This window comes from Streptomyces sp. JB150, from assembly GCF_011193355.1.
In the GTDB taxonomy this organism is placed as follows: Bacteria; Actinomycetota; Actinomycetes; order Streptomycetales; family Streptomycetaceae; genus Streptomyces.
Window position 1 is genome coordinate 4,150,831 of record NZ_CP049780.1, and the last position, 15,878, is coordinate 4,166,708.

General features: G+C 71.0%; 14 protein-coding genes and 1 pseudogene. 13 read left to right on the forward strand and 2 right to left on the reverse strand.

Annotated elements, in window-relative coordinates; translation table 11 throughout:
• The first annotated feature begins 5 nt into the window (after window positions 1–5).
• Complete coding sequence (locus G7Z13_RS19375; RefSeq protein WP_166001000.1) at window positions 6–1,220, forward strand: TniB family NTP-binding protein; 1,215 nt, start codon at window positions 6–8, stop codon at window positions 1,218–1,220.
• A gap of 26 nt (window positions 1,221–1,246) precedes the next feature.
• Here G7Z13_RS19375 and G7Z13_RS19380 read toward each other — a convergent pair whose 3' ends face one another.
• Window positions 1,247–2,611, reverse strand: a complete 1,365-nt coding sequence (locus tag G7Z13_RS19380) for a hypothetical protein (protein ID WP_166001002.1) — start codon at window positions 2,609–2,611, stop codon at window positions 1,247–1,249.
• A 404-nt stretch (window positions 2,612–3,015) separates the two neighbouring features.
• Between G7Z13_RS19380 and G7Z13_RS19385 the strand changes: the two are divergent.
• The 6 genes and pseudogenes from G7Z13_RS19385 to G7Z13_RS19410 form a co-directional block, all read left to right on the forward strand.
• A pseudogene (locus G7Z13_RS19385) lies at window positions 3,016–3,411 on the forward strand (secretion protein); the annotation flags it as partial.
• Window positions 3,412–3,433: 22 nt separating this feature from the next.
• Window positions 3,434–4,285 carry a type II secretion system F family protein gene (locus tag G7Z13_RS19390; RefSeq protein ID WP_166001004.1) on the forward strand — a complete coding sequence of 284 codons (852 nt, stop codon included), beginning with the start codon at window positions 3,434–3,436 and terminating at the stop codon, window positions 4,283–4,285.
• Window positions 4,282–5,079, forward strand: coding sequence for a type II secretion system F family protein (locus G7Z13_RS19395; RefSeq protein ID WP_166001006.1), 798 nt, complete (start codon window positions 4,282–4,284; stop codon window positions 5,077–5,079). Before G7Z13_RS19390 ends, G7Z13_RS19395 begins: the two co-directional genes overlap by 4 nt.
• A 56-nt stretch (window positions 5,080–5,135) precedes the next feature.
• Window positions 5,136–5,354, forward strand: a complete 219-nt coding sequence (locus G7Z13_RS19400; RefSeq protein WP_166001008.1) for a DUF4244 domain-containing protein — start codon at window positions 5,136–5,138, stop codon at window positions 5,352–5,354.
• Window positions 5,341–5,826: a TadE family type IV pilus minor pilin gene (locus G7Z13_RS19405; protein ID WP_206313111.1), complete on the forward strand. Its 486-nt coding sequence runs from the start codon at window positions 5,341–5,343 to the stop codon at window positions 5,824–5,826. The genes G7Z13_RS19400 and G7Z13_RS19405 overlap by 14 nt, the downstream gene beginning before the upstream one ends.
• Window positions 5,823–6,233 carry an Rv3654c family TadE-like protein gene (locus tag G7Z13_RS19410; RefSeq protein ID WP_166001010.1) on the forward strand — a complete coding sequence of 137 codons (411 nt, stop codon included), beginning with the start codon at window positions 5,823–5,825 and terminating at the stop codon, window positions 6,231–6,233. Before G7Z13_RS19405 ends, G7Z13_RS19410 begins: the two co-directional genes overlap by 4 nt.
• A 46-nt stretch (window positions 6,234–6,279) precedes the next feature.
• Here G7Z13_RS19410 and G7Z13_RS19415 read toward each other — a convergent pair whose 3' ends face one another.
• Window positions 6,280–8,796 carry a DEAD/DEAH box helicase gene (locus G7Z13_RS19415; RefSeq protein ID WP_240926270.1) on the reverse strand — a complete coding sequence of 839 codons (2,517 nt, stop codon included), beginning with the start codon at window positions 8,794–8,796 and terminating at the stop codon, window positions 6,280–6,282.
• 81 nt (window positions 8,797–8,877) lie between these two features.
• On the opposite strand from G7Z13_RS19415, the gene bldG reads away from it, so the two are divergent.
• From bldG to G7Z13_RS19445, 6 genes are all read left to right on the forward strand, one after another.
• Window positions 8,878–9,219 carry an anti-sigma factor antagonist BldG gene (bldG, locus tag G7Z13_RS19420; protein ID WP_006132569.1) on the forward strand — a complete coding sequence of 114 codons (342 nt, stop codon included), beginning with the start codon at window positions 8,878–8,880 and terminating at the stop codon, window positions 9,217–9,219.
• 111 nt (window positions 9,220–9,330) lie between these two features.
• Window positions 9,331–9,765 carry an ATP-binding protein gene (locus G7Z13_RS19425; RefSeq protein WP_166001014.1) on the forward strand — a complete coding sequence of 145 codons (435 nt, stop codon included), beginning with the start codon at window positions 9,331–9,333 and terminating at the stop codon, window positions 9,763–9,765.
• A 398-nt stretch (window positions 9,766–10,163) separates the two neighbouring features.
• Window positions 10,164–12,596, forward strand: coding sequence for a sodium-translocating pyrophosphatase (locus tag G7Z13_RS19430; protein ID WP_166001016.1), 2,433 nt, complete (start codon window positions 10,164–10,166; stop codon window positions 12,594–12,596).
• Window positions 12,597–12,785: 189 nt separating this feature from the next.
• Window positions 12,786–13,382, forward strand: a complete 597-nt coding sequence (locus G7Z13_RS19435; protein WP_166001018.1) for a small secreted protein — start codon at window positions 12,786–12,788, stop codon at window positions 13,380–13,382.
• A gap of 223 nt (window positions 13,383–13,605) precedes the next feature.
• On the forward strand, window positions 13,606–15,132 hold the full coding sequence (locus G7Z13_RS19440) for a class I SAM-dependent methyltransferase (protein ID WP_166001020.1): 1,527 nt from the start codon (window positions 13,606–13,608) through the stop codon (window positions 15,130–15,132).
• Window positions 15,133–15,581: 449 nt separating this feature from the next.
• Complete coding sequence (locus G7Z13_RS19445; protein WP_166001022.1) at window positions 15,582–15,779, forward strand: hypothetical protein; 198 nt, start codon at window positions 15,582–15,584, stop codon at window positions 15,777–15,779.
• The last annotated feature ends 99 nt before the right edge of the window (window positions 15,780–15,878 follow it).

Genomic DNA, 15,878 nt, shown 5'->3' on the forward strand with positions numbered 1-15,878 from the left:
CCGTCGTGCCGACCACCCCGCCCTTCGACAACACGCCCAGCGATCAACACGGACCCGGTAACTTCAGGCATCCCGGCCTGTCCGAACCACGGACCAAGGAGGACTGGCGCGAATACCTCGACTACCAGCTCCCGCCCAAACCCACCCTGTTGCCCCTGGACGTCTACGAACAGCTCAGCCCCGCTGAACGGCACCTGCATAACCAAGCCCGCTTCATCCACCACAGCGCCCTGGTCATCGTCCGCACCAGCCAGATGAAGACCATCCATCACCAGATCCGTCGACGGATGATGACCAATGCCCACCAGTCCGCCGGGGCCCGCCGCGGCATCGTCCTCGACGGCCCCGCAACGCTCGGCAAATCCACACTGGTCAAGACCTTCGCCTACGACTTCGAACACGAACTGCGGCGCAACCATCCCGAACGCTTCACCAAGCAGTACCGCGTCAGCGACCGCCTGATCGATTACACCCCCGTTGTCTACGTCAACATCCCCTCCCAGGCCACCCCCAAGGACCTGTCTATCGCCCTCGCCCAATATCTCGCGCAGCCCTACCGCTCCGGGGCCACCAAGAGCGACATCACCCGCCTCATCCTGGAGAACATGCGACTCGTCGGCGTCGAACTCGTCATCATCGACGACGCGCACTTCATGGATCTTTCACTCAAGGAAGGAAAGGTCGTCAACGATCACCTGAAGTACATCGCGAACCACACCGCCGCCACCTTCATTTACACCGGCGTCGACCTCAAGCACTCTGGCCTCTTCCTCGAAGGCAGCGGCGCCGCCCGCGTCACCCAGACCGCCGGCCGAAACACCCTTCTCCACATGACCCCCTACGCCATCAAAACCAAGGAGGACAAGACCGACTGGGTTTCCGTCATCAGCGCCATGGAAGACGCTCTGGTGCTGTACAAGCATCAGCCTGGAACGCTCACCAGCCTGTGGAAGTACCTGCACCGCCGTACGGGAGGAAACATCAGCTCCCTGGCAGAACTCGTCCGCGAAGCGGCAGTCGACGCCGTACTCACTGGCGAAGAGCGCATCGACCGCGCCCTCCTCGACAGCATCGTGATCAACGAACACGCCCAGAGCACGTACGAGGCCGACTGGCAGGAAGACCCCAAGCCTCCCAGCCCCAACCGGGCCGATCCTCCTTCAGAGGAAACGGTGAGGCGGCCGCCAGCTACTGTAACCAACATCACAATTGAAATTTAGTAGGTCTTGCGCGTGCATGACTTTCGTTAGATGTCTGGGAAATCGAAATGCTTGACCTCCTGTTCGGTGACGATTCTGGCCGTCAACTTTTCACCATCATTGAAAATCATCATGGGGATAAGTGAGTGGGAGTCATCGGCATTGAATTCCGCAAGATCCTCCCAAGGGATGTGCACTCCCTGCCTGGAGAGCTGATCCAGACTGCCAGCCGCAACTACATTCGAGGCATCTTTTGAGCCTCGGTAGACAAAGCTGGAGTACGTGTTAATCGTAGGGGATGGGGCAGGAGTCAAGTCGCCACTTGGATTTCTTAGGGATTCGTTCACAATTTCTGCCAATCGGATCAGTGTTTCTCTGATTCCGGAAACTGGCAGAAAGCCCCACAGGATGCTGTCGATGAAGCGCCTTGAAACCTCTCGATCTACGCCCGCAATGTTCATGCTCAATTGGTAATCGCCACCCGCCTTGCGGACGCTCATTCGCAGTTCCTCACCAATTGGTGTCTTGGTTGCGAATTGAAGCTTGGCTAGGTCGGCAAACCGTATAAGGACTAGTTCGCCTTCGGCCAGTGCGGACCTCTGCTCTCTGGGGATGGGGAGTGCGTAGGGGTTTGCTGCGAAAGGAGAGGGGTTCGTTACTGCATCCATGAAACCCCCCATTACAGGGATTTCCCAATCTTGCATATCGAGCGATTCTGTCAAGCCTTCCAGGGCCGCTCCGGGGCCGTTTCCCCTGTCCCACGATGCGAGCAGTAGGTCTCTGTCGCCCAGCTGTGCGACGGAGGCCCCGGAGTCGTTAGCCGATGCGTCCTCAATGCATTGCCGCAGTGCGTCATGCGCGGGTTGCGTGGCGGCGATTTCGACTGCGGTTGCCTGTTTTTCATCCGATTCCGAGAAAAAGCCGTGAGTCAAGTAGGCAGATGCCTTGGCTCCCCGCTGCTCTTGCCGGGCGATCCTTCCTGTAGGTGGACGCTTCGGCGTGACTCTATTCTTGCATTCGGCGATGTGAATGCCGTTGGGGGTCACGGTGACTACGTCTCCTACGGCGACCAGGTGTGTAACATCGGCCACAATGGGAATCCCGCCAAGTTTGGCCATCTTCTCGGCCACGCTAAGGACGAAGTCAAAGTCTTCTCCTTGGCTGCTCAGATTTGCGGGGCGCAGTCGGTCCCGTGCCAACTCTCGAATTGCGTGACTGTCGAGAAGTTCCCAGGCTAGCGAGTCGCCAATGAGACGCAGTAGGTGCTTATGGGTCTTGGCGTCCTCATCCTTGCGTTTCTCGATGTCGCGAATCTCTTGTGCTAGTTCCTTTTGGAAATTGAAGTAGTCGACGGGGGTTCTGATGCTGTCGCGCGCCAGAAGCAAACCCCGACGTACCTCATCAAGCTCCACGGAATCTCCTTGTGTGACCATTGGCCGCGGTAATCCACTCGACATCCTGCCCGGTTTCATCGCGAGTTGCGTACCGAATGCGCCAACACGGCCCGCTCCTCCTGTGGGCTGCGGTGCGGAGACGGCAAGGCTGCGAAACTCTCAGACGCTTGGTGATGGACGGCCACCCCTAAGGTGCCTTCGGAGGCAAGGCGTGGGATGCGGTAGAGGCTGAGCCTTCTGAATGCGCCCCTCGCTTGCTGTGATCGGTCACGCTGTGTGAACAACCCCTCAGGCCCTGACGGTTCTGGGCGTCGGATAGTGAAATCTATCGCGCGGCGAGTGTGGCATATGTCACCGCATGAAAGATTTCAATGCCCAGGTCAGAGCCTCGCGTACTGAAATCTTTGGCGCGGTCCGACAGCGGCTGCGGCACCGTCCACGCCAACGCCGCCGCCGACGTGCCGGCCCGGCTTGAGGCGCTGGGCACCGCCGCCGGGCTCGACCGGGCCGCGCTGCACAGCCAGCTGGCGGCGGCGCTGTCGGTCGTCCTGCACCTGGTACGCGACCGGACCGGGCGGCGCCGGATCGCCGAGGTGCGCGTGCTGGAGCGGGACCCGTCCGGGCTGGTGCGCACGGTGCCGGCACTGCGCTGGGGCGCCTGCGGATTCGTCCGCGAGCGCGGCTGGGAGCGGCTGCGGGAGCTGCTGCGGGACGAGTGGAGCGAGGGGAGCGGTGATCAGCGGGTGGCGCGCGGGGAGCGCGCAAGAGCCGTACGTGAGGCGGCCGTAGCGACCGAGGGACTGGTGGGAGATGGGTGAATCGGCTGTGGGAGAGACGGCGATGAGTGCGGCGGTGCTGTGCGCGGGGGCCGCGGCCTGGATGCTGGGCGGGCCCCACGCGGGGGCCCGGCGGGCGCGGCTGCTGCTCGCCGGCGGCGGCGTGGTGGGCACCGGGCCGCCGCCCGTGCCGAGGCGGTGGGCGGCGCTCCTGCGACGGGTGCGCGGGCGGCTGAGGCCCGAGTGGTGGGCGGTGGTCGCCGGGCTGCTGCTCGCGGTGCTGGGCGCCTCGGTGGTGCCGGTCGTCGCGGGGGCGGCCGGGGTGCCGCTGCTGCGCCGGGCGCGACGGGCCCGACAGGCGCGACGGGACCGGGAACACCGGGGGGACGCGGTGATCGCCCTGTGCGGGGCGCTCGCCGGGGAGGTGCGGGCCGGGCGGCAGCCGGGCGAGGCGCTGCTGCGGGCCGCGCGGGACACCGAAGGGCTCGCCGACGCCCAGGCGGCGGTGCTGGCGGCGGCCCGGTTCGGCGGCGAGGTGCCGGACGCGCTCGCGGCGGCGGCCCGCCGGCCGGGGGCCGACGGGCTGCTGGGACTCGCCGCGTGCTGGCGGGTGGCCGTGGACCACGGCGCGGGACTCGCGGCCGGACTCGACCGCCTGGAAGCGGCCCTGCGCGCCGAACGCGACCAGCGCCTGGAGCTGCGCGCCCAGTTGTCCGGGGCCCGCGCCACGGCGGCGATGCTCGCCGCGCTCCCGGTCCTGGGCCTGCTGCTGGGCACCGCGCTCGGCGCCGACCCGCTGCGCGTGCTGCTGCACACCGGGGCCGGACTGGGGTGTCTCGTGCTCGGCGCGGTGCTGGAGGGCGTGGGCGTGTGGTGGGTGCTGCGGATCGTCCGCGGAGCGGAGGAGGCGTCGTGAGCGCGGAAGCCGTCCACAGGCTGGGGGTGCTGCTGGGGACGGCGCTGGTGCTCGGGTGGCTGGTGGGTCGGGTGACCGCGGTGCGGCACCGGCGCCGGGTGCGGCGACGGCTGGCCGGCCTGCCGGGCCCGGAGATCCGGGCGCCGAGACGGCGCGCGGACGTACCGGGCGCGGTACGGCGCCTGCTGCCCGGCGTGGCCGTGGCGGCGGCCGCATGGGCGCTGGTCGGCGGCGTACCGGGGGCCCTGGTGGGTCTGCTGGCGGCCGTGGCGCTGCGGCGGTGGCGCCTGCGGGAGCAGCGGACGGCGGCCGGCGCGGCGGCCCGTGGGGTGCCCGACGTCCGCGCGGCGGCCCGGCAACTGCCGCTGGCCGCCGACCTGGTGGCCGCCTGCGTCGCCGCCGGGGCCGCCCCGGTGACGGCCGCGCAGGCCGTGGGTGAGGCCCTGGGCGGGCCGGTCGGCCAGGCGCTGGCGCGGGGCGCGGCGGAGGTGCGGCTGGGCGGTGAACCCGCCGAGGCGTGGCGGGCGTTGCGCGCGCTGCCCGGTGCCGGGGGCCTCGCACGGCTGCTGGAGCGGGCCGATGTCTCCGGGCTGCCCGCCGCCGGGCCGGCCGCCCGGCTCGCGGCCGACGCCCGCGCGGGCTGGGCGCGCTCCGCGACGGTACGGGCCCGGCGCGCGGCGGTCCTGGTCACGGCACCGGTGGGGCTGTGCTTCCTGCCCGCGTTCCTCGCGGTCGGCGTCCTGCCCGTGGTGATCGGCATGGCGGGCGAGGTGCTGGGCGGGGGTGGTGGATGAGCGGCGGCGCCCCGGTGACGGCGAGGACAGGCAGGAAGACTCTGGAGGAGGTCGGTATGAGCAAGGTGGTACGGGCGCGGATGCGGGCCCTGGTGAGGCTGGTACGCGGGATGGGTGGTGCCCGGAAGGACGCCGGGATGGTCACGTCCGAGTACGCGGTGGGCATCATCGCGGCGGCGGCTTTCGCGGTGGTGCTCTACAAGGTGGTGACCAGCGGCCAGGTCAGTGCGGAGCTGCAGAGCATCGTGAAGCAGGCCCTCGATGCGCGGATGTGAGCGGCGCGGGGCGCACCGGGACGACGGGTTCGTGACGGCGGAGTCGGCCGTGGTGCTCCCGGTGCTGGTGGCGGTCGCGATGGCGCTGGTGTGGGGGCTGCTGGTGATGGCCGCGCAGATCCAGTGCGTGGACGCGGCCCGCACCGGCGCCCGCGCGGCGGCCCGCCAGGACTCCGCCGACGCGGTCGTCGCGGTGGCTCGCGAGGCGGCACCGCGCGGCGCGAAGGTCACGGTCGCCCGGGAGGGGGACCGGGTCAGGGTCGTGGTGGCCGTCGCACCGCCGGTGCTGGGCGATCTGCCGTTCGAGGTACGGGAGGAAGCCGTGGCGTCGGTGGAGGAAGCGTCGACGCCGCGACCGTGGGAGTCGGGGCCGTGGGAGCCGGGCCCGGCGGCACCCGGCCCGGCGGCACCCGGCCCGGCGGCACCCGGCCCTGCGGCACCGGGCCCGTCGGCGGAGGGAGGAGGGTCATGAGAAACCTGGGCCGCCGCTGCGGTGACGACCGGGGGTCGGCCACCGTGTGGAGCGTGGGGGCGATCGCCGTGCTGTGCGTGGTGTTCGGTGTGGTGCTCGCCCTCGGGCAGGCCGTCGTGGCCCGGCACCGCGCGGCGGGCGGCGCGGATCTCGCCGCCCTGGCGGCGGCCGGCCACTGGACACGCGGCACCGCCGAAGCCTGCGCTTGCGCGGACCGGGTGGCCCGCGCCCAGGGCACCCGGCTCGTACGGTGCGTGCTCGTCGGCGAGATCTCCGATGTGTCGGTGGCGGCGGGCCCGGCGCCCTTCACGGCGGAGGTGCGGTCCCGGGCGGGCCCGCCCGGGACGGTCCCGGGGCGTCCGGCTCCGGCGGGGACCTTGCCGGCGGCCCCGGCCGGGCGGGGGTGACCCGGGCTCTTCGGCCGGGTGGCCGCACGGCACGCGCCACGAAGCCCTACGAGCCCCCCGCCCCCGCCGGCGGTTCCTCCGGTTCCTCCGGCCCTTCCGCGCCCGGCGGCTTTTCCTCCGGTGCCCCCCGGAGCAGCACCGTGAGGAGCCGTACCGCGCCCCGCTTGTGCAGGGGGTCGTTGCCGTTGCCGCACTTGGGGGACTGGATGCAGGACGGGCAGCCGGCGTCGCACTCGCAGGAGGCGATGGCCTGGCGGGTGGCGGTCAGCCAGGCGCGGGCGGTGTGGAAGGCGCGCTCGGCGAAGCCCGCACCGCCGGGGTGGCCGTCGTAGACGAAAACCGTCGGCAGCAGGGTGTCGGGGTGCAGCGGGACCGACACGCCGCCGATGTCCCAGCGGTCGCAGGTGGCGAACAGCGGGAGCATGCCGATCGACGCGTGCTCGGCGGCGTGCAGCGCGCCGCCGAGGATCTCCGGGCCGACGCGGGCCTCGTCGAGCTGGTCCTCGGTGACGGTCCACCACACCGCGCGGGTGCGCAGCGTACGAGGAGGCAGGTCGAGTCGGGTCTCGCCGAGGACCTCGCCGGTGATGATGCGGCGGCGGAGGAAGGAGACGACCTGGTTGGTGACTTCGACGGAGCCGTAGCAGAGGCGGCCCTGGCCCCAGGGGATCTCGGTGTCGGTCTCCAGGATGGAGATGGTCGTCGTGTCCCTGGCGACCGTGGTGTAGGGCGGGTTGGCCTCCTCGACCAGGGCGACCGAGTCGTCCAGGTCGAGGGAGCGGACGAGATAGGTGCGGCCCTGGTGGAGGTGGACGGCGCCCTCGTGGACGGAGGCGTGCGAGGCGGCCTCGTCGACCGTGCCGAGCAGCCGGCCGGTGCCGGCCTCGACGATCTGCACGGGGCGGCCGCCACCGCCGCGGATGTCGGTGAGGTCGGCGGCCCGCTCCCGGCGCGTCCAGTGCCAGGCCCTGGTGCGGCGGCGGAGCAGCTTCGCGGCCTCCAGCTGCGGCAGCAGCCCCTCGGCCTCCGGCCCGAACAGCGCCAGGTCGTCCTCGGTCAGCGGTAGCTCCGCGGCGGCGGCGCACAGGTGCGGGGCGAGGACGTACGGGTTGTCGGGGTCGAGGACGGTGGACTCCACGGGCCGGTCGAACAGGGCCTCGGGGTGGTGGACGAGGAAGGTGTCCAGCGGGTCGTCGCGCGCCACCAGGACGGCCAGGGCGCCCTGCCCGGCGCGGCCCGCGCGGCCGGCCTGCTGCCACAGGGACGCGCGCGTGCCGGGGTAGCCGGCGATGACGACCGCGTCGAGGCCGGACACGTCGATGCCCAGCTCCAGGGCGGTGGTGGCGGCGAGGCCGAGGAGTTCGCCGGAGTGCAGGGCGCGTTCCAGGGCGCGGCGTTCCTCGGGGAGGTAGCCGCCCCGGTAGGCCGCGACACGCCGGGCCAGCGAGCGGTCGATCTCGGTGAGCCGTTCCTGCGCGATGACCGAGATCAGCTCGGCGCCGCGCCGCGAGCGGACGAAGGCGACCGAGCGCACCCCCTGGAGGGTGAGGTCGGTGAGCAGGTCGGCGGTCTCGGCGGTGGCGGTACGGCGGACCGGGGCGCCCTTCTCGCCCTGCATCTCGGTGAGCGGCGGCTCCCACAGGGCGAAGACCAGCTCCCCGCGCGGGGAGGCGTCGTCCGCGACCTCGACGACCGGCACCCCGGTCAGCCGGCGGGCGGCGACCGCGGGCTCGGCGGCGGTGGCGGAAGCCAGCAGGAAGACGGGGTCGGCGCCGTAGCGGGCGCACAGGCGGCGCAGCCGGCGCAGCACCTGGGCGACGTGGGAGCCGAAGACGCCGCGGTAGGTGTGGCACTCGTCGATCACGACGTACTTGAGCGCCTTCAGGAAGGAGCCCCAGCGCGGGTGGGACGGGAGTATGCCGCGGTGCAGCATGTCGGGGTTGGTGAGGACGTAGGTGGCGTACTGGCGGATCCACTCGCGTTCCTCGTACGGCGTGTCGCCGTCGTACACGGCCGGCCGGACGGCATGGCCCAGGGGTTGTGAAAGTTCCTTCACCGAGCGGCACTGGTCTGCCGCGAGCGCCTTGGTGGGGGCCAGGTAGAGGGCGGTGGCGCCGCGGCCGTTCGGGGCCTCGGAACCGTCCAGCAGGGTGGAGAACACCGGGACCAGATACGCCAGGGACTTGCCCGAGGCGGTGCCGGTGGCGACGACGACCGAGTCGCCGTCCAGGGCGTGCTCGGCGGCGCGTGCCTGGTGGGCCCACGGGTGCTCCACGCCCGCCGCCCGCACCGCGGCGACGACCTCCGGACGGATCCGGTCCGGCCAGACGGCATGGCGACCCTCACGTGGGGGCAAGTGCTCCGTATGAGTGATGCGCGAAGCCCGGCTCGGCCCCGAGGCCAGCCGGTCCAGGACCGTGCCCGGCGCGAGGCGGGACACGGGGTCCGTCGGGGGTCGATCGGATCGGTGATTCTCGGCCATCGGCTCCGAGTGTGTCACTGGCGTGACGGACAATGGGACCAAGGCGTCGTGCACGCCTGCCGGTAAGTGATTGAATGCCATCGCGGCTGGCGAAGCGTCTTGGGGGCCGAAAGCCGAGATGCCCCGACGACGACCGCTCGATAGCAAGGTGCTGGAGGATCCGTGGACCTGTCCCTGTCGACCGAGACCGTGGGCGATCGCACGATCGTCAGGGTCGGTGGCGAAATCGACGTATATACCGCGCCCAAGCTGCGCGAGCAGCTGGTCGAGCTGGTGAACGACGGCAGTTTCCACCTCGTCGTCGACATGGAGGGCGTGGACTTCCTCGACTCCACCGGGCTCGGCGTGCTGGTCGGCGGCCTGAAGCGGGTGCGTGCCCATGAGGGCTCCCTGCGCCTGGTCTGCAACCAGGAGCGCATTCTGAAGATTTTCCGTATCACCGGCCTCACCAAGGTGTTCCCGATCCACACCTCGGTGGAGGAAGCGGTGGCGGCCACCGACTGACCCGTGGGTCCGGGCGGCTGAGCCCGGATCACCAGAGTGGAACCGAAGGGGGTCCGGGCTTCCGGCGGCCCGGGCCTTCCGACAGCACGCCCGAAGCTCCGAGGGGGATGCATGGCCACCGTTGAGCTCCGCTTCAGTGCGGTCCCCGGACATGTCAGGACCGCCCGATTGGTGGCCGCTTCCGTCGCCCGTAAGGCCGGAGTGGACGAGGCCGTCCTCGACGAGGTGCGGCTCGCCGTCGGCGAGGCTTGCTCCCGCGCGGTGGGGCTGCACCAGAACAGCGGCATCACCGCGCCGGTGCGGGTGCTGCTGATCGAGGAGGAGAAGCAGTTCTCCATCGAGGTCGGCGACGAGGCACCGCACGCGGCCCCCGGAGGGGCGTCCGGAACGGCCGTGGACGCCGACGTGGAGGCCGAGGAGGACGAGATGGGCCTCGCGGTCATCAGCGGTCTCGTCGACGACGTGAAGGTCAGTACGAGCGCGGACGGCGGCTCCATCCGGATGACCTGGCCGACCACACCCCCGCCCACCGCGGTGTTCCCCTGAGGCGCGATGCTCCCCTGAGGCGCGCGGTGATCCCCTGACGCGCGGGACGCGCGTCGGCGCTTGCCTGACACTGCCCGCGCCTGTCACTGACGCGTACGCGTTCGCACGACTCCCGAGGGCCCTGCTCAGCAGGGCCCTCGCCGTTTTCCCGGACGGCCGGCCACAGGCCCCGACGGGGATGCGCGACGAGTTCGTCAATGCGTGAAGGAATTCACGATCAATTCCGATCACCCGAATGGCCCAGAATGCTGCCGACAGTTCGATCGGAATGCTTTCGGGCCATTACCCGGAGTCCGCCGGGGTGTACCGATTCCGTTTCCCGCGTACTGTTTTGATCCGGAACAGATCTCTGGAATCCGTCCACATCTTGAGCTCAGCCCACGCGTCAAGGAGGACGAATGGCGGGGCTTTCTTCTCCCGGTCAGATCGATCATCTGGATCACTCCACAGCCCTCGCGGCCGCGGTGCTCACCGATGGAAACCGAGCGATGGTGGTGGTCATCGGCGCGGTGGCGCTGGCTGCCCTGCTGGTCGCCGGGGCGCTGCTGCGCCAGGTGCTCGCGGCCGGCGAGGGCACCGACGGCATGAAGAAGATCGCGGCGGCGGTCCAGGAGGGCGCCAACGCCTATCTGGCCCGGCAGTTGCGCACACTCGGCGTATTCGCCGTGATCGTGTTCTTCCTGCTGATGCTGCTGCCCGCGGACGACTGGAATCAGCGTGCCGGGCGGTCGGTGTTCTTCCTGATCGGTGCGGCGTTCTCCGCGGCCACCGGTTATATCGGCATGTGGCTCGCCGTGCGCAGCAATGTGCGGGTGGCGGCCGCGGCCCGTGAGGCGACCCCCGCGGCGGGTGAGCCGGAAAAGGATCTCACCGCGGTCTCGCACAAAGCGATGAAGATCGCTTTCCGTACCGGCGGCGTCGTCGGCATGTTCACGGTCGGGCTCGGTCTGCTGGGTGCTTCCTGTGTGGTGCTGGTCTACGCGGCGGACGCGCCGAAGGTGCTGGAGGGCTTCGGCCTCGGCGCGGCGCTGATCGCGATGTTCATGCGGGTCGGCGGCGGCATCTTCACCAAGGCCGCCGACGTCGGCGCCGACCTGGTCGGCAAGGTCGAGCAGGGCATTCCGGAGGACGATCCGCGCAATGCCGCGACCATCGCCGACAACGTGGGCGACAACGTCGGCGACTGCGCCGGCATGGCGGCCGACCTCTTCGAGTCGTACGCCGTCACCCTGGTGGCCGCGCTGATCCTGGGCACCGCGGCGTTCGGCGACGCCGGGCTGGCGTTCCCCCTGCTCGTCCCCGCCATCGGTGTGATCACCGCGATGATCGGCATCTTCGCGGTCGCCCCGCGACGCGCCGACCGCAGCGGGATGAGCGCCATCAACCGCGGCTTCTTCCTCTCCGCCGTCATCTCGCTCGCGCTGGTCGCGGTCGCGGTCTACGTCTATCTGCCGGGGAGGTACTCCGAGCTGGACGGGGTGACGGACGAGGCGATCCTGGCCAAGGACGGCGACCCGCGGATCCTCGCGCTGGTCGCGGTGGCGATCGGCATCGTGCTCGCCGCCGTCATCCAGCAGCTCACCGGCTACTTCACGGAGACCAGCCGCCGCCCGGTGCGGGACATCGGCAAGAGCTCGCTCACCGGCCCCGCCACCGTCGTCCTCGCCGGCATCTCGGTCGGCCTCGAATCCGCCGTCTACACCGCCCTGCTGATCGGCCTCGGCGTCTACGGGGCGTTCCTGCTCGGCGGTACGTCGATCATGCTGGCGCTGTTCGCGGTGGCGCTGGCCGGCACCGGACTGCTCACCACGGTCGGTGTGATCGTCGCGATGGACACCTTCGGTCCGGTCTCCGACAACGCGCAGGGCATCGCCGAGATGTCCGGTGACGTCCACGGGGCGGGCGCGCAGGTGCTCACCAACCTGGACGCCGTCGGCAACACCACCAAGGCGATCACCAAGGGCATCGCCATCGCCACGGCCGTGCTGGCCGCGGCGGCGCTCTTCGGGTCGTACCGGGACGCCATCACGACCGGCGCGCGCGACGTCGGCGAGCGACTGACCGGCGAGGGCGCGCCGCTGACCCTGGCCATGGACATCTCGCAGCCCAACAACCTCGTCGGCCTGATCGCGGGCGCGGCGGTCGTCTTCCTCTTCTCCGGACTGGCCATCAACGCCGTGTCGCGCTCGGCGGGTTCCGTGGTGTTCGAGGTGCGGCGGCAGTTCCGCGAACACCCGGGGATCATGGACTACAGCGAGAAGCCGGAGTACGGGAAGGTTGTCGACATCTGCACGAAGGACGCGCTGCGGGAGCTGGCCACGCCGGGCCTGCTCGCCGTGATGGCGCCGATCTTCGTCGGGTTCACGCTGGGCGTCGGCGCGCTGGGCGCCTATCTGGCGGGCGCGATCGGCGCGGGCACCCTGATGGCGGTGTTCCTCGCCAACTCCGGCGGCGCCTGGGACAACGCGAAGAAGCTGGTCGAGGACGGCCACCACGGCGGCAAGGGCAGTGAGGCCCATGCCGCGACGGTGATCGGCGACACGGTCGGCGACCCCTTCAAGGACACCGCGGGCCCGGCGATCAACCCGCTGCTGAAGGTGATGAACCTGGTGTCGCTGCTCATCGCGCCGGCGGTCATCAAGTTCTCCTACGGGGCCGACGAGAACCTGGCCGTACGGGTGCTGGTCGCGGTGGTCGCCTTCCTGGTGATCGTCACAGCGGTCTACGTCTCCAAGCGGCGCGGGATCGCGATGGGCGACGCGGACGACGAGGGTGACGCGGGCGGTGCGGGCTCCGGCTCCACGTCGCCGGACGCGGCGACGGTTCCGTAGCCGGCCGGACCTCTCCTGCCCCGGACCGGGCGGGTGGCGCGCGGACGCGTCATCCGCCCGGTCCGTTGCGTTCACGCCCACGCCGTGAGCCTTCTCTCGCTTGGTGCAAATGCTGACAGTCAGTTTCATAAAGGGCGTTCGCCGTGTGGTCGTCACCCGGGTGGCGTGTATGTTCCGGGGCCGAGAGCCATGGAAGGGACCAAACCGGTGAACAAGAAGCTCGCGGCCGCACTGTCCGGCGGTGCGGTACTGGTACTGGCGCTGTCGGGATGCACCGGCGACGACGGGAACGAGGAGCTGGACGCCTGGGCCAAGCAGGTCTGCGACGAGCTGCGGGCGCAGGCGACGACCATCAAGGCCGCCAACGCCGCGATCCAGCAGGAGACCTCGGACAACAGCACCCCGGCCGAGGTCCAGCAGGCCGACTCCAAGGCCTTCCAAGACATCGCCGACGCCTACAAGGCGATCGGGGGCGTCATCACCAAGGCCGGTCCGCCCAACGTCGAGGACGGCAAGAAGAAGCAGCAGGACGCGGTCAAGGAGTTGAACGCCATCTCGGCCTCCTACGGCTCGCTGAAGGAGCAGGTCGACGCGCTCAACACCAAGGACCAGGCCAAGTTCGCCGCCGGTCTGAAGGACGTCGCCGCCGAGATGAAGAAGCTCGGCAAGACCGGCAGCGACGCGCTGAAGGCCCTGGAGGAGGGCGAGGTCGGCCAGGCGATGGCCAAGCAGCAGAGCTGCAAGTCGGCGTCCGCGTCGGCGACACCGTCTGCGGCGCAGGGCTGACCGGAGGGGCGGACGGGCCGGGTTCCGGCACACGCGCGCGTGGCTGAGCGCCGTACGGGTGTGTGGGGCCGAGTGCCGTACGGGCGCGCGGAGCTGACTGCCGTACGGGCGCGTGGGTCCGACTGCCCCACGGACGCGCCGGGCTGACCGTCGCACGGGCGCGCGGGGCCGACTGCCGCGCTGACGCGCGTGCGATGTCGGTGGGAGCCGACACAATGGGGTGGTGAGCAACGCCAGCCTCTCCTCGCCGTCCCCTCTGCCCGCCACCGACCGCCCGGAGGTCGCCGCCCGGCTGCGGGAGGCCCTGCTCAGGGCCTCCTTCACCGTCGACGGACTGCTCGACCTGCTCGGCGCCTCCGCGTACGCGGCGCTGGCCCGCAGTGAGACCGTGCCCGCGCTCCGGGCCACCCGCGGGGACACGCCGCTGGAACTGCTCGTACGGCTGTTCCTGTTGCAGCAGCCCGTGCCGTACGCGCGCGTGGCGGACGTACTGCCGCTCGGGGACTGCCTGGACAGCGGCTGGCTGCAGCGCGCCGGCCAGGACGAGGTCGCCGCCACCGTGGACGTCCGGCCCTACGGCGGACCCGCCGGCGAGGACTGGTTCATCGTCTCCGACCTGGGCTGCGCGGTCGGCGGCGCGGGCGGGATCGGCCGCCGCGACGAGGGCGTCGTGCTCGGCGTCGGCGGTGCCTCCACGACGCTGGCCGGGATCACCGTGCGGACGCCCGTCGACGCCGCCCTCGACCTCGGCACCGGCTCCGGCATCCAGGCGCTGCACGCCGCGCAGCACGCCACGCGCGTGACCGCCACCGACGTCAACCCGCGCGCCCTGCACATCGCCGCACTCACCCTCGCGCTGTCCGGCGCGCCCGCAGCCGACCTGCGGGAGGGCTCGCTGTTCGAGCCGGTGAAGGAGGGGGAGAGGTTCGACCTGATCGTCTCCAACCCGCCCTTCGTGATCTCGCCGGGCGCCCGGCTGACCTACCGCGACGGCGGGATGGGCGGGGACGACCTGTGCCGCACGCTCGTCCAGCAGGCGGGGGAGCGGCTCAACGAGGGCGGCTTCGCGCAGTTCCTGGCGAACTGGCAGCACGTCGAGGGGGAGGACTGGCAGGACCGGCTGCGCTCGTGGGTGCCGCGTGGGTGCGACGCCTGGATCGTGCAGCGCGAGGTGCAGGACGTCACGCAGTACGCCGAGCTGTGGCTGCGGGACGCGGGCGACCACCGCGGCGACCCGGCGGAGTACGCCGCGCGGTACGACGCCTGGCTGGACGAGTTCGAGGCGCGCAAGGTGCGGGCCGTGGGCTTCGGCTGGATCACCCTGCGCCGGACGGCCTCCGCCGAGCCCGTGATCACCGTCGAGGAGTGGCCGCATCCGGTCGAACAGCCGCTCGGGGAGACGGTCCGCGCGCACTTCGCCCGCATCGACCACCTGCGGTCGCGCGACGACGCGGCCTTGCTGGAGGAGCGGTTCCGGCTGGCCGCCGAGGTGGTCCAGGAGCAGGTCGGACTGCCCGGCGCGGAGGACCCCGAGCACGTCGTGCTGCGGCAGAACCGCGGGATGCGGCGGGCGACCAAGGTCGACACCGTGGGCGCCGGATTCGCAGGGGTGTGCGATGGCACGCTGACCGCCGGACGGATTCTGGACGCCATCGCCCAGCTCGTCGGAGAGGACCCGGTCGCCCTGCGCGACCGTACGCCCGCACAGATCCGGCTGCTGGTGGAGCAGGGGTTCCTGGAGCCGGCGTGAGGCGGGGCGAAGCCGCGGAGACCGCATCAGTCGGGGTCGCGGTGGTCGCGGTGGTCGCGGCGTCAGCGGTAGCGGCGGCGGCAGCCGTAGGGAGCCCAGAAGCCGACTGCTGAGCCGAGACGCCCCCGGCCAGACACGGCCCACGTCCCCCCGGCCAGACACGGCCCACGTCCCCCCGGCCAGACACGGCCCACGTCCCCCCGGCAGAAGGGCCGCTCCCGCCACCCACCGCGGCAGGCCCGCGGAAAAAGTCGGCCGGAAAAACTTCCGCATCCGGCGTCTCCGGCGCCGCGCGGGAGCCCTCCCCGCCCCTGCCCGCCCCTCGCCACGGCGCCGCCGCCCCACCGTCGGTCCGGCGTTCACCGCGGGTTCGCCTCCCCGCAGTCCGCGCGTGGCAGCCTCCGGGCGGCGGGGCACGCGCGGTCGGAGAAAGAGGGGGACGGGGAGTGATGGAGAGCGCGTCGGCGATCTTCGCGGGGATGGTGTTCGCCCTGTTCGGAGCGGCACTGCTGGTGTGGACCGGGGTGCGGACGCGGCAGCGGCAGCCGGTCGCCCACGGTGTGAGTCCGGTCGCATCGGCGGCCGCCGCGAGCGCCGTGGCGGTGATCGCGCTCGTCGTCGCGGCCTGGTGCTTGACCCGGGTGTGAGCATGATGGAAGGGGCGCTTCGCCGGTGAGGAGCCGGTGAGGAGGAGGTCTTCGCTCCGGTTCGGCCGGAAAACAGCGATGGACACTCCGGGCGGCAGG